The sequence below is a fragment of the Trinickia sp. genome, from assembly GCF_051953955.1.
GTDB lineage: Bacteria > Pseudomonadota > Gammaproteobacteria > Burkholderiales > Burkholderiaceae > Trinickia.
In genome coordinates this window covers 40028-62846 of record NZ_JBQCIF010000057.1, presented here as the reverse complement: position 1 = coordinate 62846, position 22819 = coordinate 40028, and the positions used below count along the sequence as shown (strand labels likewise).

At 64.7% G+C, this 22819-nt stretch carries 18 protein-coding genes; 13 read left to right on the top strand and 5 right to left on the bottom strand.

Annotated features, from left to right (window positions below; all coding sequences use genetic code 11):
- The first annotated feature begins 158 nt into the window (after nt 1-158).
- Nucleotides 159-2408 (top strand): ATP-dependent DNA helicase, encoded by a 2250-nt coding sequence (locus tag ACTHNZ_RS10875; RefSeq protein WP_440542561.1) that lies wholly within the window; start codon nt 159-161, stop codon nt 2406-2408.
- A gap of 117 nt (nt 2409-2525) precedes the next feature.
- Here the strand turns inward: ACTHNZ_RS10875 and ACTHNZ_RS10870 are convergent, their stop codons facing one another.
- Nucleotides 2526-3359 carry an outer membrane protein assembly factor BamD gene (locus ACTHNZ_RS10870; RefSeq protein ID WP_440542560.1) on the bottom strand — a complete coding sequence of 278 codons (834 nt, stop codon included), beginning with the start codon at nt 3357-3359 and terminating at the stop codon, nt 2526-2528.
- A gap of 71 nt (nt 3360-3430) precedes the next feature.
- On the opposite strand from ACTHNZ_RS10870, the gene ACTHNZ_RS10865 reads away from it, so the two are divergent.
- From ACTHNZ_RS10865 to ACTHNZ_RS10825, 9 genes are all read left to right on the top strand, one after another.
- Nucleotides 3431-4633, top strand: a complete 1203-nt coding sequence (locus tag ACTHNZ_RS10865) for an RluA family pseudouridine synthase (protein WP_440542496.1) — start codon at nt 3431-3433, stop codon at nt 4631-4633.
- A gap of 164 nt (nt 4634-4797) precedes the next feature.
- On the top strand, nt 4798-5616 hold the full coding sequence (gene pgeF, locus ACTHNZ_RS10860) for a peptidoglycan editing factor PgeF (protein ID WP_440542559.1): 819 nt from the start codon (nt 4798-4800) through the stop codon (nt 5614-5616).
- Between the two features lie 410 nt (nt 5617-6026).
- Nucleotides 6027-7898, top strand: coding sequence for a class I poly(R)-hydroxyalkanoic acid synthase (phaC, locus tag ACTHNZ_RS10855; RefSeq protein ID WP_440542558.1), 1872 nt, complete (start codon nt 6027-6029; stop codon nt 7896-7898).
- 191 nt (nt 7899-8089) lie between these two features.
- Nucleotides 8090-9271, top strand: coding sequence for an acetyl-CoA C-acetyltransferase (locus ACTHNZ_RS10850; RefSeq protein WP_440542495.1), 1182 nt, complete (start codon nt 8090-8092; stop codon nt 9269-9271).
- Between the two features lie 96 nt (nt 9272-9367).
- Nucleotides 9368-10108 carry a 3-ketoacyl-ACP reductase gene (locus ACTHNZ_RS10845; protein WP_440542494.1) on the top strand — a complete coding sequence of 247 codons (741 nt, stop codon included), beginning with the start codon at nt 9368-9370 and terminating at the stop codon, nt 10106-10108.
- Nucleotides 10109-10254: 146 nt separating this feature from the next.
- Nucleotides 10255-10824, top strand: coding sequence for a polyhydroxyalkanoate synthesis repressor PhaR (phaR, locus tag ACTHNZ_RS10840; RefSeq protein WP_440542493.1), 570 nt, complete (start codon nt 10255-10257; stop codon nt 10822-10824).
- 267 nt (nt 10825-11091) lie between these two features.
- Nucleotides 11092-12498 carry a 30S ribosomal protein S12 methylthiotransferase RimO gene (gene rimO, locus ACTHNZ_RS10835; RefSeq protein WP_440542492.1) on the top strand — a complete coding sequence of 469 codons (1407 nt, stop codon included), beginning with the start codon at nt 11092-11094 and terminating at the stop codon, nt 12496-12498.
- A gap of 87 nt (nt 12499-12585) precedes the next feature.
- The gene (locus ACTHNZ_RS10830; RefSeq protein ID WP_440542491.1) at nt 12586-13185 is read left to right on the top strand and encodes a hypothetical protein; all 600 of its coding nucleotides are present in this window, start codon (nt 12586-12588) and stop codon (nt 13183-13185) included.
- 2 nt (nt 13186-13187) lie between these two features.
- Nucleotides 13188-14375, top strand: a complete 1188-nt coding sequence (locus ACTHNZ_RS10825) for a cystathionine beta-lyase (protein WP_440542490.1) — start codon at nt 13188-13190, stop codon at nt 14373-14375.
- Nucleotides 14376-14482: 107 nt separating this feature from the next.
- Here the strand turns inward: ACTHNZ_RS10825 and serB are convergent, their stop codons facing one another.
- Entirely contained in the window at nt 14483-15322 is an 840-nt protein-coding gene (serB, locus tag ACTHNZ_RS10820; RefSeq protein WP_440542489.1) for a phosphoserine phosphatase SerB, read from the bottom strand.
- Nucleotides 15323-15552: 230 nt separating this feature from the next.
- Here serB and ACTHNZ_RS10815 point away from each other — a divergent pair, with 230 nt between their 5' ends.
- Nucleotides 15553-16110 (top strand): DUF6013 family protein, encoded by a 558-nt coding sequence (locus ACTHNZ_RS10815; protein ID WP_440542488.1) that lies wholly within the window; start codon nt 15553-15555, stop codon nt 16108-16110.
- 54 nt (nt 16111-16164) lie between these two features.
- On the opposite strand, the gene ACTHNZ_RS10810 is transcribed toward ACTHNZ_RS10815, so the two are convergent.
- On the bottom strand, nt 16165-16974 hold the full coding sequence (locus ACTHNZ_RS10810) for an ABC transporter permease (protein ID WP_440542487.1): 810 nt from the start codon (nt 16972-16974) through the stop codon (nt 16165-16167).
- Nucleotides 16971-17663 (bottom strand): ABC transporter ATP-binding protein, encoded by a 693-nt coding sequence (locus ACTHNZ_RS10805; RefSeq protein WP_440542486.1) that lies wholly within the window; start codon nt 17661-17663, stop codon nt 16971-16973. The genes ACTHNZ_RS10810 and ACTHNZ_RS10805 overlap by 4 nt, the downstream gene beginning before the upstream one ends.
- A 233-nt stretch (nt 17664-17896) precedes the next feature.
- On the opposite strand from ACTHNZ_RS10805, the gene ACTHNZ_RS10800 reads away from it, so the two are divergent.
- Nucleotides 17897-20239, top strand: a complete 2343-nt coding sequence (locus ACTHNZ_RS10800; protein ID WP_440542485.1) for an AsmA family protein — start codon at nt 17897-17899, stop codon at nt 20237-20239.
- A 34-nt stretch (nt 20240-20273) separates the two neighbouring features.
- Here ACTHNZ_RS10800 and ACTHNZ_RS10795 read toward each other — a convergent pair whose 3' ends face one another.
- On the bottom strand, nt 20274-20957 hold the full coding sequence (locus ACTHNZ_RS10795) for a hypothetical protein (RefSeq protein ID WP_440542484.1): 684 nt from the start codon (nt 20955-20957) through the stop codon (nt 20274-20276).
- Between the two features lie 234 nt (nt 20958-21191).
- On the opposite strand from ACTHNZ_RS10795, the gene ACTHNZ_RS10790 reads away from it, so the two are divergent.
- Nucleotides 21192-22784: an ABC-F family ATPase gene (locus tag ACTHNZ_RS10790; RefSeq protein ID WP_440542483.1), complete on the top strand. Its 1593-nt coding sequence runs from the start codon at nt 21192-21194 to the stop codon at nt 22782-22784.
- Nucleotides 22785-22819 lie beyond the last annotated feature (35 nt).

Genomic DNA, 22819 nt, shown 5'->3' with positions numbered 1-22819 from the left:
AGCGTTCGCGCCGCGTGCTTGACGCCGGTCATTGCACGGAAACGCTTGCCTTGAATTCACCGCTCGATGCCTCTACCCGGGCGCCGCTCGCCGTGGCGCCGACATTGCCCGAGGGGCAGCCCGACGGTGCCGCTGGCTCGGCACACGCCAAGCAGGACGTGCGCACGCCGCACGCGCTCGCGGCTGCGCTCGCCCCTCGTCGGCGCGCCGAGCTCGACGCGATTTTCGCGAACGACGGTTTGCTCGCGCGCACGATCGGCGGCTACCGGCCGCGGGCTTCGCAAATCGAAATGGCGTATGCCGTGGCGGCGGCGATGGAGGCCTCGGGCCGCGCCATGCCCGAGCCCGCGATGTTCGAGGCGCAGCGCCGCCCGGCGCGGCGCCTGCGCGGCGAAGGCGATACCGATGCTCGCGCCCAGCCGTCCGGCCGCGCATCGGACGATGCCGCGGCGGCCGACGATGCCGCAGCCGGCGAAAACACGCTGATCGTCGAAGCCGGCACGGGTACCGGCAAGACCTTCGCGTACCTCGTTCCCGCCATGCTCTGGGGCGGCAAGGTCGTCATTTCCACCGGCACGAAGCACCTTCAGGATCAGCTCTTTCAACGCGACGTGCCCACCGTGCGCGATGCGCTGGCCGTGCCCGTATCGGTCGCGATGCTAAAGGGCCGTGCAAACTATCTGTGCCATTACTATCTGCAGCGCACCGCCGACAACGGGCGTCTGCCGTCGCGGCAAGACACGGCTTACCTGCAGGACATCGTTCGCTTTGCCAAGATCACGCGCACGGGCGACAAGGCGGAACTCGCGAGCGTGCCGGAAACGGCAGCCGTATGGTCGATGGTGACGTCGACGCGTGAGAACTGTCTGGGCCAGGAATGCCCGCACTACAAAGAATGCTTCGTGATGCAGGCTCGCCGCGAGGCACAGCAGGCGGATATCGTCGTGGTCAACCACCACCTGTTTTTCGCTGACATCATGCTGCGCGACACGGGTATGGCCGAATTGCTGCCCACAGCCAATACGATCGTGTTCGACGAGGCGCACCAACTGCCCGAGACGGCGACGCTGTTTTTCGGCGAGACCTTATCGACGGCGCAACTGCTCGAGCTCGCCCGCGACGTCGTAGCCGAAGGGCTTGCGCATGCGCGCGACGCCGTCGAATGGGTCAAGCTCGGCGCGGGGCTCGAGCGTGCGGCCCGTGACGTGCGGCTCGCATTCAAGGACGATACGTTGCGCGTATCGGCCGCGCAGCTTGGCGACGATCATGCGCTCTACGGCGCGCTCGATGCGCTCGAGGCGGCGCTGGACGCCGTCGCCACGGCGCTGGCCGGGCAGGCCGAGCGTGCCGAATCGTTGGGTGCCTGTTTGCGTCGCGCGCGCGAGTTGCAAGATCAGCTCGGACGATGGACGTCGCTGCCCGGCGACGAAACGCCGGCCGAGCGCGGCTCGGGCGCAGGTGCGGAGGCCGGTGGGCAGCAGGCGAACGTAAGCACGTCGAAGGCAAGCACGTCGAACGCGGCCGATTTCAACGAGCGCATTCGTTGGGTCGAGGTGTTCGCGCATTCGGTGCAGTTACACGAAACGCCGTTGTCGGTGGCACCGATCTTCGCGAAGCAGCGTGCCGGCGTGCCGCGCGCATGGATCTTCACGTCCGCCACGTTGTCGGTGCGCGGCGATTTCACGCACTATGCGGCGCAGATGGGGCTCGACGCACGCCGCTCGATGACGCTTCCGAGTCCATTCGATTACGGCACGCAGGGCTTGCTCTACGTGCCTCGCAATCTGCCGCAGCCCTCGTCGCCGGCATTTACCGATGCCGTGTTCGAGGCTGCGCTGCCTGCGATCGAGGCGGCGCGCGGGGGCGTGTTCGTCCTATGCACGACGTTGCGCGCGGTCGATCGAATCGCCGGCAAGCTGCGTGACGTCATCGAAGCACGCGGATGGTCGACCCCGCTGCTCGTCCAAGGGGATGCGAGCCGGACCGAGCTGCTCGATCGCTTTCGTGCGTACGGCAATGCGATCCTGGTGGGCAGCCAAAGTTTTTGGGAAGGGGTGGACGTGCGCGGCGACGCGTTGTCGCTCGTCGTCATCGACAAGCTGCCGTTCGCTCCGCCCGACGATCCCGTGCTCTCGGCGCGGCTCGATGCGCTGACGAAGAAGGGGCTCAGCCCATTCGCCGTGCACCAGTTGCCGCAGGCGGTGATCACATTGAAGCAGGGTGCCGGCCGCCTGATCCGCGCAGAAACCGACCGTGGCGTATTGATGATTTGTGATACGCGTCTCGTCGATAAGCCCTATGGCCGCCGCATTTGGCAGAGCCTGCCGCCGTTCAAGCGAACGCGCGAGATCGAGGTCGTGCGCGAATTCTTCGCCGAAGGGGCGGCGCGCCGCGCTGATCCGAGTTAGCCGCGAATCTGCAAGAGCGAGCAGTCCAAAAAAACCAAAACCCGGCCGCGGCCGGGTTTCGTTTTCGCTGCCGCGCCCGGTATCGGGCGAGGGCATCGAGATAGCGCTACGCGCGGCTCAGAACTGCCACCAGGACTTTTTCTTGCCGGCCCGAGCGTGACCTGTGATGTACGGGCTGTCGGGGAACGTTCCGGCAAGCACGCGGCGCGTGTCGTCGGCCAGCTTCGTCTCGTTCAGCTTCGTATAGGACAGCATCATGATGTGAAGCGCGTCTTCGATTGCCGGGGCGTTCTTGTAGTCCTTGACGGCCAACTGGGCCCGGTTGATCGCCGCCACGTAGGCGCCGCGGCGATAGTAGTAATCGGCCGCGTGGACTTCGTAGGAGGCGAGCGCGTTCACGATGTAGCGCATGCGAGCGGCGGCATCGGGAGCGTATTTGCTGTCCGGGTATTTATCGACGACGACCTTGAACGCATCGTACGACTCGCGCAACGACTTCGGGTCGCGCTCGCTCATGTCTTGCCCGGAAAAACGGCCGAACAGACCGAGATCGTCGTTGAAGTGGATCATCCCCTTCAGGTAGTGCGCGTAGGCGATGTCGGGGTGATCGGGATGCAGCCGAATGAAGCGGTCGATGGCTTCGTCGGCGGCGGCCGTTTCGCCGTCCTTCCAATCGCAATAGGCGACGTTGATTTGCGCTTGCTGGGCGAAGTGCCCGAACGGGTCGCGGCCTTGAAGCGCTTCGAAATACTTCGCGCACTTGCCCCAGTCGCCGCCCGTCAATGCATCTTGGGCCTCCGAGTATAATTTGTTGTTTGCCCAGCCGGCCGTTTCATCGGTCTTTTGCGGCAGGCCGTGGCAACCCGCCACGAGCACCGCCGCCGCGGCGAGGGCCAGGCCGGCCGAAGCGGATTGAACCGCACGCTTTGCCGCGCGGCTTGCCGCGCACATCATGGTGTTGAAGGCTCGCCGCATTTCTCCGTGCATCCTAGCAATCAGTCTCACTCAGTGACCCAGTTTCAATGACCCGCACACGTCCTTCCGGCAACATGCTCGGCCCAATCGATGAAAGCGCCGATTATAGCCGAAGCGGCAACCCCGCCGACGCTTGCGCAGACCAAGCCGCCGGCGCGCGTTTCGGCACGCGCGCGGACGCAGCCGCGCCAGCGCCCGGCGATGCGCCGCGCGTAGCGCTCGTGCCCGCGCAACTGGCCGGAGAGCGTCTCGACAAGGTGCTCGCGAAAGTCTTTCCGGAATATTCCCGCAGCCGCTTGCAAAGCTGGACCGAAGCGGGGCGCGTGCTGTTGAACGGCGCACCGGCCAAAGTCCGTCAGGCCGTGCCGCTCGACGCGCGCATCGAGCTTACCCCCGATTTGCTGCCGGAGCAGCTTGCGTTTACCCCTGAGCCCGTGCCGCTTCACGTCGTCTACGAAGACGACGCGCTCGTCGTCATAGACAAACCAGCCGGGCTCGTGGTGCATCCTGCCGCGGGCAACTGGAGCGGTACGATCCTCAACGGTTTGCTGCATCGCTACCCCGACGCGGCCGGCCTGCCGCGGGCCGGCATCGTGCATCGGCTCGACAAGGAAACGTCGGGCCTGATGGTGATCGCGCGCACGCTCGAAGCGCAGACCGATCTCGTGCGTCAATTGCAGGCCCGCACGGTCAAGCGCCGCTACGTCGCGCTCGTGTGGGGGACGATGCCGCAGGAGGGGCTCATCGATGCTCCGATCGGCCGCGATCCGCGCGAGCGTACGCGGATGGCGGTCGTGGCGGGCGCGTCGGGCAAGAGTGCGCGCACGCGCTTCCGTCTCGTCGATCAAACGATGTGGAAGCAGCAGAGCGTGAGTGCGATCCATTGCGATCTCGAGACGGGGCGCACGCATCAGATACGCGTGCATTGCGCCCACGCGGGGCATCCGCTGCTGGGCGATCCCGTCTACGGCCAGGCGCGCGGGCGCCGCTCGAGCGCGCCGCTGCCGGGCGGCTTCGCTCGGCAGGCGCTGCATGCCTGGCAGCTCGGCCTCGTCCATCCGGCGACGAAGCGGCCGATGCGCTGGCGAGCCGATCTGCCCGACGATATGGCGGCGCTCGTCCAGGCGCTCGGCTTCGGGCAGCACGCCACGGAGTTCGAGCCCGACGAGTTCGATGACGATGCGTATGACGAATTCGAAGGCGAAAGCGCCGAGGGCGCCTACGAAGACGACGACGCGGACATCGAATGATCGCTCGACGTCCCGCTCGCTGAGCCTTTCCAGGTCCGGCGAGGATGGGCAGCGCCGCGCGGTACCGAACGAAAGCAAGACCGAACCAAGACCGAACGGATGAAGAACGATGGACGAAGCGCGACCAAAGCGGAGCAATCATGACGCAACGCGATGAGGGTTCGATGAGCGAATCCGTGCTGGCCGAAAGTGATTGCCTGACGCCCGGCTGGGATGTCTCCTCGCGCGTGCGCGCGCTCGTCACGACGCGCGCGGGCGGCGTGAGCTTGCCGCCGTACGGCCGGTGGGCGGGCGGGCATGAAACGGCGGGTGGCTTGAACCTCGGCATGCATACCGGCGACGATCCGGTGCACGTCGCGCGCAATCGGGCACGCTTGCTGTCGCTCGCCGGCGTGCGCGCCGCGTGGCTCGAGCAGATTCATGGCGATACCGTCGTGCGTGCCGAGGAGGTATCGCTCGATGCGCCCGTGCGCGCCGACGCGAGCGTGACGACGGCGTCCGGCGTCGCCTGCCTCGTGATGGTAGCCGATTGCATGCCGGTATTGCTCTGCGATGGCGACGGCCGTGCGGTAGGCGCGGCGCACGCAGGGTGGCGCGGGCTCGTGGCTGGCATCGTCGAGAAGACGGCGCGGCGTGTCGCCGATTTGGCGCACTGCGAGCCCAGTACGTTGCACGCTTATTTAGGCCCGGCGATAGGGCCCCGGGCATTCGAAGTCGGCGACGAGGTGCGCGACGCGTTCCTGGCCGCCTCTCTACCTGCCGAGCACGAGGCGACCGCGCATGCGTTCGTGGCACGCGAGCATGTCCCCGGCAAGCATTGGGCGGATTTATGCGCGCTCGCGCGCTTGCGCTTGGCACGGCTCGGTGTCACGCGTGTGACGGGCGGTGATTTCTGCACCGTGACCGATCGCGAGCGTTTTTATTCGTATCGGCGCGATCGCGTGACGGGGCGCATGGCCGCGCTCGTTTGGCTGGCCGACTGACCCGCCGTCGCCGCTCTGCGGCGCACAAGAAGCGCCGCCGCCAATCCCCATGCAGAGCCGCCCGCGCGGGCGCGGCGCGGCCAATGATCCGACCGCTATGCCGATGCCGCTTGGCTTGGGCGTTGGCGATCGACATCGGGAAAACGATAATAAAAAACCTATCGCGCTGCGGCAAAATCGGTCCCAAGCATTGACACGCCTCATGGGGGGCGCAAGAATGACCGCTCGCAAGGGTGAGCGCAGCGAGCGGTCGCGAGGGTTCGCCCACGTAGGCTCGACGCCCGCCTCTCATCAGTCTTCCTTGACTCACGGCCAAAGCGGGTATGACTGCATCAAAACGTCGATCGACTTCTTCCCAAACCGAAACTTCTTCGAGCCAAGCGCAGCAAGCCGAAGCCGGCAACGCGGACATGCAGCGGATGTTCGAGGCTTGGACGGGGGCATGGCGCACGCTCGCCGATCCGAGCAAATGGCCGGCCGCCGCCCAGGCGGCAATGGCCGGACAAATGGCCGGACAATCGGCGAACGGTCCCATGGGCGGCTCGCCGTTTCCGTCTCCGTTTCCGTTTGCTGCCGGCGGCTCGCCGTTTCCGTTTCCACTGACGATGCCGAACATGCCGGCGATGGGCCTGCCCTCGATGGCCGACGCCCAGCAGGCATTCGCGGGCATGAAGCTGCCCGTCGCGTCGATCCCCCCAGAGCGGCTGCAGCAATTGCAGGCCGATTATTCGCGCGATTGCGTCGCGCTGCTGCAGCAGGCGAGCACGGCCGACAAAGCGCCGCCGGAGCTGCCCGATAGGCGTTTCAGTTCGGACGCGTGGAAGGCCACGCCGGCATTCGCCTACATGGCAGCCTGGTATCTGCTCAATGCGCGCTATCTGCAAGAGTTGGCCGATGCGGTGAACGCCGACGCCAAGACACGCGAGCGCATTCGCTTCGCCGTGCAGCAGTGGACGGCCGCGGCTTCGCCGAGCAACTTCCTGGCGCTCAATCCGGAGGCGCAAAAGGCGCTGCTCGAGACGCACGGCGAGAGTCTTCGTCAGGGCGTGATGAACCTGCTGGCGGACATGCGCCGCGGCAAGATTTCGCAGAGCGACGAGTCGCGCTTCGTCGTCGGCAAGAACATCGGCGCGACGGAAGGTGCCGTCGTCTTCGAAAACGAGCTGATTCAACTGATCCAATACAAGCCGCGCACGCCGAGCGTGTTCGAGCGTCCGCTGTTGATGGTGCCGCCTTGCATCAACAAGTTCTACATTCTCGATCTGCAGCCTGAGAGCTCGCTCGTGGCGCACGCGCTCGAGGCGGGCCACCAAGTGTTCATGATCTCCTGGCGCAACGCCGATGCGTCGATGGCGGCCAAGACTTGGGACGACTACATCAACGACGGCGTGCTCGCTGCGATCGACGTCGTCAAAAGCGTCAGCGGGCGCGAGCAGATCAACACGTTCGGGTTCTGCATCGGCGGCACGATGATCGCGACGGCGCTCGCGGTGCTCGCTGCGCGCGGCGAGCACCCGGCAGCCTCGATGACGCTGCTCACGGCAATGCTCGATTTTTCCGACACGGGCGTGCTCGACGTCTTCGTCGACGAAGCGCACGTGCTCATGCGCGAGCAGACGATCGGCGGCCTTTCCGGGACGCCGCCGCGGCTCATGCGCGGCATCGAGTTCGCCAACGCGTTCTCTTTCCTGCGGCCCAACGATCTCGTGTGGAACTACGTCGTCGACAACTACCTCAAAGGTCGCACGCCTGCGCCGTTCGATCTGCTGTACTGGAACGGCGATTCGACGAATCTGCCCGGGCCGATGTACGTTTGGTACTTGCGCAATACGTATCTCGAGAACAAGCTGCGCGAGCCCGGTGCACTGACGGTGTGCGGCGAGGCGCTCGATCTGTCGCGGATCGACGTGCCGACGTTCATCTACGGCTCGCGCGACGACCATATCGTGCCGTGGCGCACGGCCTACGCCTCGGCGCCTTTGCTGACCGGGCCGCAGCGGTTCGTGCTCGGTGCGTCGGGGCATATCGCCGGGGTCATCAATCCGCCGGCGAAGGGCAAGCGCAGCTATTGGTCGCACGAGGGCAACGAGAAGGCGCTGCCCGAGAATCCGGACGACTGGTTCGACGGTGCGGTTGAGAAACCGGGCAGTTGGTGGCCCGATTGGATGGCGTGGCTCGATCAATACGGCGGCAAGAAAGTGAAGGTACGTGCGCAACTCGGATCGGCCGAATATCCGGTCATCGAGCCCGCACCGGGGCGATATGTCCAAGAGCGGGATTGATCGGGCCGCGTAGGTGGGGCCGCCTAGGTCGGGCCGCGTAGGTGGGGCCGCCTAGGTCGGGCCGCCTAGGTGGGGCCACCTAGCCCAAGCAGCGGCCAGGTTCAACCATCGATCGACCGAAGCGCTCGAAGGTTTTTAACTATGATGCGCGGCTGCGCCAAGCAGCCGCCTCATTCGCAAGGAGTCACAAAATGACTGACGTAGTGATCGTATCGGCTGCTCGCACCGCAGTCGGCAAGTTCGGCGGCTCACTCGCGAAGATTGCTGCGCCCGAGCTCGGCGCGACCGTCGTGCGCGCCGTGCTCGAGCGCGCGGGCGTCAAGCCCGAGCAGGTGAGCGAGGTCATCCTGGGCCAAGTGCTCGCGGCCGGCTCGGGCCAAAACCCGGCGCGTCAGGCGCTCATCAAGGCCGGCTTGCCCGCTGCCGTGCCGGGCATGACGATCAACAAGGTGTGCGGCTCGGGCCTGAAGGCCGTCATGCTTGCCGCGAATGCGGTAATCGCCGGCGATGCCGACATCGTCGTCGCCGGAGGGCAGGAGAACATGAGCGCGGCGCCGCACGTGCTGCCGGGATCGCGCGACGGGTTCCGCATGGGCGATGCCAAGCTCGTCGACACGATGATCGTCGACGGCCTTTGGGACGTCTACAACCAGTACCACATGGGCGTCACGGCCGAGAACGTGGCGAAGGAGTACGGCATCACGCGCGACGAGCAGGACAAGTTCGCGGCGCTGTCGCAAAACAAGGCCGAGGCGGCGCAAAAGGCCGGGCGTTTCGACGACGAAATCGTGCCTATCGAGATTCCGCAGCGCAAGGGCGAGCCGCTGCGTTTCGCCACGGACGAGTTCGTCCGTCATGGCGTGACGGCCGAGTCGCTCGCGGGCCTCAAGCCGGCGTTCTCGAAGGAAGGCACGGTCACCGCGGCGAACGCCTCCGGCTTGAACGACGGCGCGGCGGCCGTGCTCGTGATGTCGGCTAAGAAGGCGGAAGCGCTCGGCCTGACGCCGCTCGCGCGCATCAAGGCCTATGCCAATGCGGGCGTCGATCCGAAGGTGATGGGGATGGGCCCCGTGCCGGCATCGCGCCGGTGCCTCGAGCGCGCGGGCTGGTCGGTCGGCGATCTCGATCTGATGGAAATCAACGAGGCGTTTGCGGCGCAAGCACTGGCTGTGCATAAGCAAATGGGCTGGGACACGTCGAAGATCAACGTGAACGGCGGCGCGATCGCGATCGGCCATCCGATCGGCGCATCGGGCTGCCGTATCCTCGTGACGCTGCTGCACGAAATGCAAAAGCGCGACGCGAAGCGCGGCTTGGCTTCGCTTTGCATCGGCGGCGGGATGGGCGTCGCGTTGGCGGTCGAGCGCATCTGACCGGCGAGCAAGCGCCGCCGCCGAGGGCAAGTGCGCGGCGGCAAAGATGAGGGGCGCCGCGAGGCGTCCCCGGAAAACAGGAATGGAGCGTGATTCATGACTCAGCGTATTGCGTACGTAACAGGCGGGATGGGCGGCATCGGCACCGGGATTTGCCAACGCTTGCATCGGCAAGGCTTCAAGGTGGTGGCGGGCTGCGGCCCGAATTCGCCGCGGCGTGTCACGTGGCTCGAGCAGCAGAAGGCGCTCGGCTATGACTTCGTCGCGTCGGAGGGCAACGTCGGCGATTGGGAATCCACCAAGAATGCATTCGACAAGGTGAAGGCCGAAGTCGGCGAAATCGACGTGCTCGTCAACAACGCGGGCATTACGCGCGATGTCGTATTCCGCAAGATGACGCACGAGGATTGGACCGCCGTCATCGATACGAACCTGACGAGCTTGTTCAACGTCACGAAGCAAGTGATCGACGGCATGGTCGAACGCGGGTTCGGGCGCGTGATCAACATTTCGTCGGTGAACGGCCAGAAGGGACAGTTCGGGCAAACGAACTACTCGACGGCCAAAGCCGGCATTCACGGTTTCACGATGGCGCTGGCGCAGGAAGTGGCGACCAAGGGCGTGACCGTGAACACCGTGTCGCCCGGCTACATCGGCACCGACATGGTCAAGTCGATCCGTGCGGACGTGCTGGAGAAGATCATTGCGACGATTCCAGTGCGCCGTCTCGGCTCGCCGGACGAGATCGCATCGATCGTCGCTTGGCTCGCGTCGGACGAATCGGGCTTCTCGACGGGTGCGGATTTCTCGCTGAACGGCGGTTTGCACATGGGTTGACGCGTTTTTGCGGGCGGCGGGCAGCCATTGCCGCCGCCGCAAAACGCGTTAAAGTGTAGGGGTTTCGGGGGGGCCGTCCGCGGCGCGAAGGCTGCGGGCGAGTGGGCGCCGTCATAGCGCTGCGTTGCGTTCATAAAAGGCATTACATGTCGACTACAAAGAAAACAGCCGAGCGATTCATCAAGAAGTACCCGAACCGCCGGCTCTACGACACGGAGACGAGCACGTACATCACGCTGAGCGACGTGAAGCAACTCGTGCTCGACCAGGAGGAGTTCAAGGTCATCGATGCGAAAACCAACGAAGACCTGACGCGCAGCATCCTGTTGCAGATCATCCTCGAAGAGGAAAGCGGCGGCGTGCCGATGTTTTCGTCTTCGATGCTCTCGCAGATCATCCGTTTCTACGGCCACGCGATGCAGGGCATGATGGGCACCTACTTGGAGAAGAACATCCAGGCGTTCATCGAGATTCAGAACAAGCTCGCAGAGCAATCGAAGAATCTCTATGAGGGCAATGCGCTCAATCCCGAGGTCTGGTCCCAGTTCATGAACATGCAAGCGCCGATGATGCAAGGGATGATGACGAGCTACATCGAGCAGTCGAAGAATATGTTCGTGCAGATGCAAGAGCAGATGCAGAACCAGGCCAAGTCGATGTTCAACTCGTTCACGTTCAACAAGCCCGGGACGGGGCCGGAACCGGAAAAGAAGTAACGAACCGCCGATTTCGAGGTCGCCGCAGGCCGCGCCAGGAAGGGGTTTCGCTTCGCGTGCGTCGAGGCGCCGCGGCTCGCCGCGTAGGACCGTCGCGGGCCGGCCGCCGGCGTGGCGGGCCCTATCCACTCGCCGATCGCGGCTCGGCGCCTGCAACCTGGCCGTATCACGGTACAATACGCGGCTCTTCCGGGAAGCGGCGCGTTGACGTTCGCCCACCCCCATCATTGGGTGGCCCGGAGTCACTGCCATTCGCCGGATCACGCCATGTCGCACTCTCCCTCTCCCGCCATCCCCGCACCAGCAGCCGCCACGCCGGCCGCGCCGAAGGTCGGTTTCATTTCCCTCGGCTGCCCCAAGGCGCTCGTTGATTCCGAGCAAATCATCACGCAGCTGCGCGCTGAGGGCTACGAGATTTCGGGCACGTACGACGGCGCCGATCTCGTCGTCGTGAACACCTGCGGGTTCATCGATGAAGCGGTGCAGGAAAGCCTCGATGCGATCGGCGAAGCGCTGACCGAAAACGGCAAGGTCATCGTGACGGGGTGTCTCGGCGCGAAGAAAAGCGCGAGCGGCGAGGGCCTCATCGAAGAGGTGCACCCGAAAGTGCTCGCCGTGACGGGGCCGCATGCCGTCGGCGAAGTCATGCAGGCCGTGCACAGCCATTTGCCTAAACCGCACGATCCGTTCACCGATCTCGTGCCGCCGGCCGGCATCAAGCTCACGCCGCGCCACTACGCCTACCTTAAGATTTCCGAAGGCTGCAATCATCGTTGCGCGTTCTGCATCATCCCCTCGATGCGCGGCGACCTCGTGTCGCGGCCCGTTGCGGAGGTCATGCTCGAGGCCGAGAACTTGTTCAAGTCGGGCGTCAAGGAATTGCTCGTCATCTCGCAAGACACGAGCGCCTACGGCGTCGACGTCAAATTCCGGACGGGTTTCTGGAATGGACGGCCGCTCAAGACGCGCATGACGGAACTCGTCGGCGCCTTGGGCGAGCTCGCCGCGCAATATGGTGCCTGGGTGCGGCTGCACTATGTCTACCCGTACCCGCACGTCGACGAAATCATCCCGATGATGGCCGAAGGGCCGCTCAAGGGGCATGTGCTGCCGTATCTCGACATTCCGTTCCAGCACGCCGATCCCGAGGTGCTCAAGCGCATGAAGCGTCCGGCCAATGCCGAGCGCACGCTCGAGCGCGTTGCGGCTTGGCGGCGCATGTGCCCGGAGCTCACGATTCGCAGCACGTTCATCGCCGGCTTTCCTGGAGAAACCGAAGCGCAATTCGAAACGCTGCTCGAGTTCATTCGTGCAGCCGAGCTCGATCGCGTCGGCTGCTTCGCTTACTCGCCCGTCGAAGGTGCGAGCGCGAACGAGCTCGACGGCGCATTGCCCGATGAAGTGCGCGAGGAGCGTCGCGCGCGCTTCATGGAGATCGCCGAGGAAGTCTCTTCGCAGCGATTGAAGCGCAAGGTCGGCAAGACCCTCAAGGTGCTCATCGACGAAGTCAATGCCGACGGTGGTATCGGCCGAACGGCAGCCGACGCGCCGGAGATCGATGGCGTCGTCTATGTTGCGCCGGCAACGAAGGCATCGAAGCGCTATAAAGCGGGCGATTTCGTGTCCGTCAGGATCACGGGTGCGGATGGGCACGATTTGTGGGGAGAGGTCTGAGCGGGAGGCGAAGCGGTGAGGGCAAGTCGAACGGTTCGGCGTAAGCACGGCATCGCCGCACGATGGTCCGCGGCGGCGCGCTGCGCGATGGCGGCCCTCATTGCCATCCCGGTGTCTCACCTCGCATGGGGCCAACAGGCCACGCTGCCTGCGGCGGCCATCGCCCGGCAATCCGACGATGCGGCAGGCTGGGTCGCCCAGATGCGCTCCGGTGCGGCCGCCGCAGTCGGGCAGGGCGCGGCCGCGGCAGCCGGCTCCGTGGCGCAGCGAGCCTCCGACGCGGCCGGCTCGATCGCGCAGCAATCCGCCGATGCCGCGGCCGCAACCGTTCCGCGTATCGCGTCGCCGCTCGCACCCAACCTCGAGTTCGCGAATTTTCCGCGCTACGCCGGCACGCTCGGTGCTCGGCGTATCGTGTTGCGCCTCGGCAAGAAAACCGATGATCCCACCGGCGTCCACGGCGAATACCAGTTCACCGATACGGGCGAGGTCGTGCTCGTGGCCGGCGACCGCGAAGGCGACGTCCTCGAGATCGAAGACTCCGACGACGGGCACGCGATCTCCGGCAACTGGGTCGGGCGCTTCGCGCCTGACGGCACGCTGGCCGGCGATCGCATGAACCCCGACGATTCCGCGCCGCAACCGTTCGTCCTCCGTCCTCTTGCAGAACCCTCATCGACCGATTGACCATGACCGATTCCGCTTCGTCCCGCACTCGCCAGACCCGTATCGTCCATCCCGATGTCGAACTTGCTCCAGGCTTCGAATCGTTTTCGACGCCCGTGATGCGTGCATCCACAGTGGTGTTCCCCGATCTGGCCGCCGTGCGCAACGCCGATTGGCGCAACGATGCGCAATGGCGCTACGGGCTGCATGCGACGCCCACCTCCGCCGCGCTCATGCAGCGTCTGGCCGACATCGAGGGCGGCAAGCACGCGCTGTTGCACCCGTCGGGACTCTCGGCGATTTCGAACGTGTATTTCGGCATCGTCAAGGCCGGCGATGACGTCTTGATTCCCGATAACGTCTATTCTCCGAATCGCGAGCACGGCAATTGGCTCGCTCATGATTTTGGCCTGTCGGTGCGCTACTACGACCCGATGATCGGCGACGGAATCGCCGAGCTGATCCGGTCCAACACGCGTCTCATCTGGATCGAAGCGCCGGGGTCCGTCACGATGGAGGTGCCCGACGTCCCGGCCATCGCGGCTGCCGCACGGGCGCGCAACGTCGTCACGGCCATCGACAACACCTATTCGGCGGGGCTCGCGTTTCGCCCGTTCGAGCACGGTGTCGACATTTCAGTGCAGGCGCTGACGAAATATCAATCGGGCGGCAGCGACGTGTTGATGGGCGCGGCGATCACGGCCGACGATGCGCTTCATCATGCGCTCAAGCTTGCACGCATGCGGATGGGGATCGGTGTGTCGGTCGACGATTGCTCGCTCGTGTTGCGCAGCTTGCCGAGCATGAAGGCTCGCTTCGAAGCGCACGACCGGAGCGCGCTTGCGCTGGCGCATTGGCTCAAAGCCCGCCCCGAGATTTCGGCCGTGTTGCACCCGGCTTTCCCGGATTGCCCTGGGCACGCCGAATTCATGCGGGATTTCTCGGGAGCGGGCGGCTTGTTCTCGGTCGTGTTCGACGCGCGCTACAGCGCGGCCCAGATCGATGCCTTCGTCGAGGCACTGGAGCTCTTCGCGATCGGCTGGAGCTGGGGCGGTGCTCATAGCCTGGCGATGCCGTACGACATCGCATCGATGCGCTCCGCATCGCAGTGGCCGCATCGTGGCACGTTGGTTCGGTTTTATGTCGGACTCGAGGAAGAGGCCGATTTGCGTGCCGACGTCGAACGCGCCATCGGCATCGCTTTGGGCTGATCTTCTGGCCGATAGCGCGGCGGGAAGGGAGGGGCAAGACGCGCGGCGGATGGGCGCGCACGCGCACCCTGGCCGCTCAGTCGGCCGTGTGCCGCACCGATCCAATCTCAGAACAAGCGCAGCAGCCCGTCGAGGCCGACGTAGTTGAACGCCACGTTGGCCGCTGCCCGAACGACGGGTTTCGCGCGAAAGGCGACGGACAGTCCGGCTTCCGCCATCATCTCGAGGTCGTTGGAGCCGTCGCCCATCACGATCGCCTGCGACGTGGCGATGCCGAGCTTGGCGCACGTTTCGCGCACGGTTCGAGCCTTCACGCTCGCGTTCACGATTTCCCCGATCACCTTCCCGGTCAGCTTTCCATCGACGATTTCGAGTGTGTTGGCATACGCGAAATCGAGCCCCAACTGCGCTTTCAGCCGCTCGGTGAAGAACGTGAAGCCGCCCGAGACGAGCAGCGTGCGTAAGCCTGCCGCCTTGACCGCGGCAAGCATCGTCTCCGCGCCCGGCGAGAGCTTCAGGCGCTCAGCGAAGACATGCTCGAGCGCCGTCGCGTCCAATCCCTCGAGCAGCCCGACGCGTGCGGTGAGGCTCTCGTTGAAGTCCTTGATCTCGCCGCGCATCGACGCTTCGGTGATGGCCGATACCTCGGCCTTCAATCCGCAAAAATCGGCGATTTCGTCGATGCATTCGATCGTGATCAACGTCGAGTCCATATCCATCGCGACGAGACCGAATTCGCGCAGCGTGCGGCCGGGGGGAACATAAGCGTAATCGAGCGCATGCGTGCCGCAATAGGCGTCGATATCGGGGCGCTGCTTCGGATCGGCATCGGCGATGCGCAGTGCGCGGGAATCGGCCGAATGCAGTTGCGTGCCGCGCGCGAGCGCGACGAGCGGCTTGACGTGGGCGGCCGCTAACGGCTCGGGGCTTTGTACGACGAGGTTCATGGACGATGCGCCAAGGGAATGCCGCCGGGCCGGCAGGCGGAAAATCGGGCTATTGTAGCCGGTCCCACCGCCGATGCCGATGCCGATAACGACGATGGACGCAAGCGGGGCAAGCCCCGACTGGCCGATGCAGTCTTTCGCGCGAGTTCGGATTAGACTGACAGGGCGTCTTCGACCATTCGGCCGTGCATGCGCGCACAGCACGACGCACGGTTAGCCAGGAGGTGAACATGAGGGTTCGTCCAAGACCTGTTGTAGCCGTTTTGGTTTCCATTGCCGCCTGCGCGGCCGGCGGGTTCGCGGCACTTGCACAGGCGGCGCCGCCGATCACTGTCACATCGAAGACGGCGGCCGATGGGCCGATCAAGTACACGGTCAAGATCGTGTCGAAGACTTACGGCAACGCGCAGGACACGCGCACGATCCGCTCCGGGCAGACCGACGATTACACCTGGAAGACGAAGCCGCCGGGCGCCACCGTCACCGCGTCCGATCAATGCCCGAACTATGGATCGCTGCCGCTCGATGCGAACGGCACGGTGCAGCGGGAGGTCCGGATTCGGCTGGCGCCGACCGTCGCCGAGGACGGCACGGCAACCGTCCAGATGAGCGTGCAGGCGAGCACGCCGCGCGGCAAGAGCACGGCCAAAGTGCACGGCAAGACGCTTCAATGCCCGAGCGTTGCAACGCTGAGCCAGGTCGTGCGTTTCACGATGCCGACGAGCGGCAGCGCGAAGACGGTCGATCTGAGCGACGGCTCCCAGGTCACGGTGTCGGCGCAACGGTAGGCGCGCCGCCGAACGCTTGCCGATAGCCGGGCGCCGCCCGCGAGGCGGCTCGCCTCAACGGTGTGCCGTGCGCTCGAGGAGCCGTGCCGCCAGGAACCGGTGATCGGCGCTGAACAGCCGCCGATAGACGAGCAGGACCGCTCCGACGGTCCCGAGCGCCGAGGCGGCCGCGATCAGAAACATGATGACGATCTGATAGCGCACGGCTTGCAGCGGCGATTGGCCGGCGAGCACTTGCCCCGTCATCATGCCCGGCAAACTGACGACGCCTACCACGGCCATTTGATTGAGCGTGGGAATCATGCCGGCGCGTGCGGCCTGCCGCGCCGGGCCACGCGCCGCCTCCCAGCGAGTGGCGCCGAGCGCGAGCGCCATTTCCACGCGGTCGCGCCGCGCCGTCAACTCCTCCGTCATGCGCTCGATCGCGAGCGCGACCCCCGTGAGCGTGTTGCCGAGGATCATGCCGAGAATCGGAATCGCGTACTGCGGCTCGTACCAAGGATGAATGCGCATGACGGCGAACAGCCCAACGGCCGCGATGAGCCACGCGCTGATCCAGATCGAGACGAGACTATCGAGTCGTTGCCCCGCGTACGTGTGTGCGCCGCGCGCGGCACCGGCGAACCCGGCGATGATCGTCATCAGGGCCATCAACGCGAGCACGAGATACCAGCGGTTGACGGCGAACACCCAGCCCAGCACATAGCCGACCAACAAGAGCTGGGCGACCGTGCGCACGGCGGCCAACGCGAGTTGGCGGCCGAGACCCAGCGAGAGAGCGATCGAAATCGCGCCGTTGACGATGATGAGCAGTGCGGCGATGGCGACGTCGACGAGACTCAAGTCATGCAGAACCGGGTTCACTCGATGGTCTCCTTGGGTTCGGTGAGCGCGCCGGCGCGCATCGTGAACCGCCGGTCGCCGATTCGTTCCGCTTGCACCGGATCGTGCGAGACCCAGATCGAGGCCCGCCGCGAGCGATCGGCATCGAACCAGTCCGTCACGAGCGCTTCGATCGCGCGAGTGGATTCGGGATCGAGCGAGGCGGTGGGCTCGTCGAGCAGCAGCACCTCGGGGGCCAATTGCAGCACGCGAATCAGCGAGGCCACCTGCGCTTCTCCGCCCGAAAGATCGCTTGCGCGCTTGGCGAGGAAATCGTCGCCTCTGCCGGCGGCTGCGGCGAGCCGCTCAGCGAGGCCGCGATCGAAGCGCACATCGCGGTAGGCATGGAGCGAGTAGGGGTAGCGCAGGTTATCTTCCACGCTTCCTTCGACGAGCGCTGGGCGCTGGCGCACGTAGGCGACGCTGCGCCGGAAGCGCGGGATGACATGGCGATCGATGTCGCGGCCGTGCCACAGAACGCGTCCTTCATCGATCGGATCGAGCAGCGCGAGCGCGCGCATGAACACGCTCTTGCCTGAGCCGGACGGTCCCGTGATGACCGCGCGCTGGCCCGCCGCAAGCGCAAAGGCGGTTGCATGGAGCAGTGTCGTCGCCGTGCGCGGATCGCGCCTGACGAGCCCGCGGGCTTCGAGCAGGTAAGGGGCAGTCATCTTAGAATGGTTTTCGATGAAGCGATCAGGCAAAACGGCAAGCCATCGTTTGCTGGCGAACCAAGCACGCATGCATGCATCGATGAGTGCCGTGCGACTCGACATGATAGGCGATCATGTTCCGTCGCGCGGCACGGCGATTGCTTGAGAGCCGGCAAGCAACGCCGCGTCCGCCGCCCGTCGTGGCGCCCGTGTCGTGTCGCGGCGCGCAATGAACGATCGAGACAACTCGCATGACGCAACCTGCCACCGTAGGTCGTATCGCCGGCAAGATCCTTGCCTGGGTCATCGTCGTGCTGCTCGTGCTGTGCGCGGCGATCGCCATCTTCGTCGTCACGTTCGATTGGAATCGAGCGAGGCCGTGGGTCGACGACAAAGTCACTCAAGCGATCGGGCGGCCGTTCGCGATCAACGGCGACCTGCGCGTCGGCTGGCAGCATCCGGCCGGCGAACACGGGTGGCGCGCATGGGTCCCGTGGCCGCGCTTTTCCGCCTACGACATCACGATCGGCAATCCGTCCTGGGCTGCAGCGACGACATTCGCTCGGCTCGACGAAATCAGCTTCGACGTGGAGGTATTGCCTTTATTGGCGCATGTCATTTCGATTCCGTCGATCGATCTCGTCAACCCGTCGATCGATCTTGAACGGCTCAAGGACGGGCGAGCGAATTGGGTCTTCAACCTGCCGAAATCGAACGGCCCTTCGCGCTGGACGCTGCGCCTCGCCGACTTGAGTCTTGCGAAAGCCCACATCGCGCTGTCCGACGAGATCGAACAAGCGAATTTCCATGTCGAGGTGGGCACGCTCGGCCAGCCGTTGCCGATCGGGGAAGTGTTGAAGCAGCAGGAAAGCGCGTCGCGCGGCTCGGCTGAGCATGTGATCGGAAAGGGCGGCGAGCGCAGGCTGGAAGCGCAAGTGCGGACGGCATCGGGTGCGGCAGCGGCTGCGGTGCCGGCCTCGGCCTCGCAGCCTGCATCCGAAGCGTCAGCTGCGGTAGAGGGAGCATCGTCGCAGGCGCAAGGCGCGCCGCAGGCGGCGCCTGCATCGTCAGGATCGCCGGCATCCAGTGCATCCGCCGCATCCGGCGCATCCGGCGCATCCGCGGCATCGGGCGCCGTCGCGGGTCGCCGCTCGCCGCTGCTGTACGCGCTGGCCTGGCAAGCGAAAGGCACCTATCGCAAGACCGATATTTCGGGAACGGGCAAACTCGGCGGCATCTTGGCGCTGCGCGACGCGAGCCGTCCGTTTCCGATGCAGGCGGACGTGAAGATCGGCGATACGCGACTTGCGCTCGTCGGCACGCTGACCGACCCCGCCCATCTTTCCGCGCTCGACGTGCGGCTTTGGTTGCAGGGCCAAGACCTGTCGCATCTTTATTCGATTCTCGGCGTGACGCTGCCGCAAACGCCGCCTTATGCGACGGACGGGCATCTGACCGGGCATCTGCGCACGGGCGCGAGCGTGTTCACGTACCAGGACTTCACCGGCCGCGTCGGCGGCAGCGATTTGGAAGGCACGCTGACCTACGCATCGCATTCACCTCGGCCGAGCCTGACCGGACACGTTGAGTCGAACTTGCTGCGGTTTTCCGACCTTGCGCCGATCATCGGAGCGGACTCGAACGCGAACAAGGCCAAGCGTGGCGAGGCAGTCAAGCAACCGGCCGATCGCGCGTTGCCCGTCGAACCATTCCATACCGATCGCTGGAAGGTCATGGATGCCGACGTCACGTTCACAGGCCGGCGCATCATCAAAGATCCTGCGCTGCCGATCACGAACCTTGACACGCATGTGATCTTGAAAGACGGCGTGCTCACGTTCGATCCGTTGAATTTCGGCGTGGCCGGGGGGACTTTGTCTTCGAACTTCTACCTCGACGGAGCCAAGGCACCGTTGCAAGCACGCATGAAGCTCGCGGCGCGCCATTTGAAACTGAAGCAGTTGTTCCCGACGCAAAAGACGATGCAGTCGGCGCTGGGCGAGGTCAACGGCGACGCGAGCTTGTCGGCAACCGGCAATTCACCGGCGGCGTTGGCCGGAACGCTGAACGGCGAAACGAAGGTGCTGATTACGCAGGGCAAGGTGAGCCTGATCCTGATGGAGGCGGCGGGGTTGAACGTCGCGAACGTCGTTTACGAGAAGCTGTTCGGCACGCGCGACATCGAGATCAACTGCATGGCGGCCGATTTCGCCGCCACGGACGGCGTGCTCGATACGCGCACGTTCGCGCTCGATACGACCGACGCGCTGATCGGCATGGATGGCAAGATCAATCTGAAAGACGAGACGATGGATTTGACGATCCATCCGCATACGAAGGGATTCCGAATCTTTACGCTGCGCTCGCCGCTATACGTGAAGGGCACGTTCAAGCATCCCGACGTCGGCGTGAGCAAGACCGCGCTGGCGCTGCGTGCCGGTGCGGCCATCGGTCTGGGGCTCATCAATCCGTTCGCGGCGCTGATTCCGCTGATCGCGCCGAGCAACGAGAAGGTGACGCCTTGTAGCGCGCTGATCAGCCAAATGCGGAGCGCGCCGAAGGCGCCGCCGCCCGGGGCGCATGCGGCGCAATGATTTCAGGATGAATTTTTTTCGGGGGTGCCTGAATCTATCGGGGGTGTCGCTCTCGGATATCGGCTAGCGTCCCTTCCATGCTGTCCTCGCGGGCGAGCAACGGGCAATGACAGGTCGCAAACTCGGCGAGGTCCTCGATATAGCGTTCCCGCAGTGTGCGTGCAGCGGGCGAATTCAGGCGCTGCAGAAGCGCTTCCTTTGTGTCGTTGAGCTCGGCAGGATGAGTGACTGGTAGAGCCTGCCCCGATGGCGCTGCGATTCGGAAATGACTAGCGCCATCCCACGCGAGCGTGGTGGGAAAGCCGAAGCCGGCCAGTTCGCGGGACCACGTCAGGTCGACCTTCAGCGGACCAGCAGCGGTATCGATCTCCAGAAAATTGTGCACGTCCCATATTCCGTGGCCCACATAGGGCTGAACTACATCGAGCGGGAGGTCTTCGCAGGCATCGTCCAGCCGATAGGGCTGGTAGTAAAGCCGCGTTTTGACTCTCATGATCCCTAGCACGCGGCTGGCCAGCAGATGTTTGCCCGAGCATGTTCCCTTCCATTCGGCCAGGACGGCAAGCGGCTCCCGTGGAGCCGTAGGCCGCCCATACGGAATATCGCGGATACAGAATAGGACTTCGCGCAGTCCGCATGATTGACCGTTGGCGTGGCAGGCGCTCGCGACGTCGTCCACGAATTCGCGAATCGGCGCATCGATATCGGCTGTCCGCATAGGTAAGGCGTTCCAATTGAAGCGGGGACGAAAAGGCGGCGGCCGGTAGACTGGACACGGCGCCTTCGACGGTAACAGACCGACCGGTTTTCAACCACCCGTCAACCTTGCCCCTTTATTTGTCGGGGCGTTCGTGCGGACGCTTTGCGTAGGCCGAATGCCGAACCGGTGTTCTCCCCGAAAGCTTGGTAAAATGCTAGGTTTTTCGCCGATCACCATTCGAAGGGACGTGCCGTGCTGTCTACCGCCAACATCACCATGCAATTCGGGCCGAAGCCCTTGTTCGAGAATATCTCGGTCAAGTTCGGCGAGGGCAACCGCTACGGTCTCATCGGCGCGAACGGCTGCGGCAAGTCGACGTTCATGAAAATCCTCGGCGGCGACCTCGAGCCGAGCTCGGGCAACGTCATGCTCGAGCCGAACGTGCGCCTTGGCAAGCTGCGCCAGGATCAATTCGCCTATGAGGACATGCGGGTGCTCGACGTCGTCATGATGGGCCACACGGAAATGTGGGCCGCGATGAGCGAGCGCGATGCGATCTATGCGAACCCCGAGGCGACCGACGACGACTACATGCACGCCGCCGAGCTCGAGGCGAAGTTCGCCGAGTACGGCGGCTACACGGCTGAAGCTCGCGCGGGCGAGCTGCTGCTCGGCATCGGCATCGCCATCGAGGACCACAACGGCCCCATGAGCAACGTCGCGCCCGGCTGGAAGCTGCGCGTGCTGCTCGCGCAGGCGTTGTTCTCGAATCCCGACGTGCTGCTGCTCGACGAGCCGACGAACAACCTCGACATCAACTCGATCCGCTGGCTGGAGAACGTCCTCAACGAGTACAACTCGACGATGATCATCATCTCCCACGACCGGCACTTCTTGAACCAGGTCTGCACGCACATGGCGGACATGGATTACGGCACGTTGAAGGTCTACCCGGGCAACTACGACGACTACATGCTCGCATCGACGCAAGCGCGCGAGCGGCAGGCCGCGGCCAATGCGAAGGCAAAGGAGCGCATCTCGGATCTGCAGGACTTCGTGCGCCGCTTCTCGGCCAACAAGTCCAAGGCGCGTCAGGCCACGAGCCGCTTGAAGCAGATCGACAAGATCAAGATCGAGGAATTCAAGCCGTCGTCGCGCCAAAACCCGTTCATCCGCTTCGAATACGAAAAGAAGCTGCACAACATCGCCGTGGTGGCCGAACGCATCACGAAGCGCTACGAGCGCACGATTTTCGAGAACTTCGATTTGAACGTGCAGCCGGGCGAGCGCATCGCGATCATCGGCGAGAACGGGGCGGGGAAGACGACGCTGCTGCGCGCGCTGCACGGCAATCTGACGCTCGACGGCGGCACGATCAAGTGGGCCGAGAATGCGAACGTCGGCTACATGCCGCAGGATACCTACGAGGAATTCCCCAACGACGTCACGCTGACGGATTGGATCGACGCCTATCGCAAGGAAGGCGACGACGATCAGATGGTGCGTGGCACGTTGGGCCGTTTGCTGTTCAATGCCGACGACATCAGGAAGTCGGTCAAGGTGCTCTCGGGCGGCGAGAAGGGCCGCATGATCTGGGGCAAGCTCATGCTGGGCCGCCACAACGTGCTCCTGATGGACGAGCCGACGAACCACATGGACATGGAATCGATCGAGTCGCTGCAGATCGCGCTCGATAAATACGACGGCACGCTGATTTTCGTCTCGCACGACCGCGAGTTCGTGAGCGGCTTGGCCAATCGCATCATCGAAGTGCGCACGGATGGGACGCTGTACGACTTCGGCGGGAATTACGAGGAATTCTTGGCGAGCCAGGGCGTGCAGTAAGGGGGCGGCAACATGCTCGATGCGCCTGCCGCGCG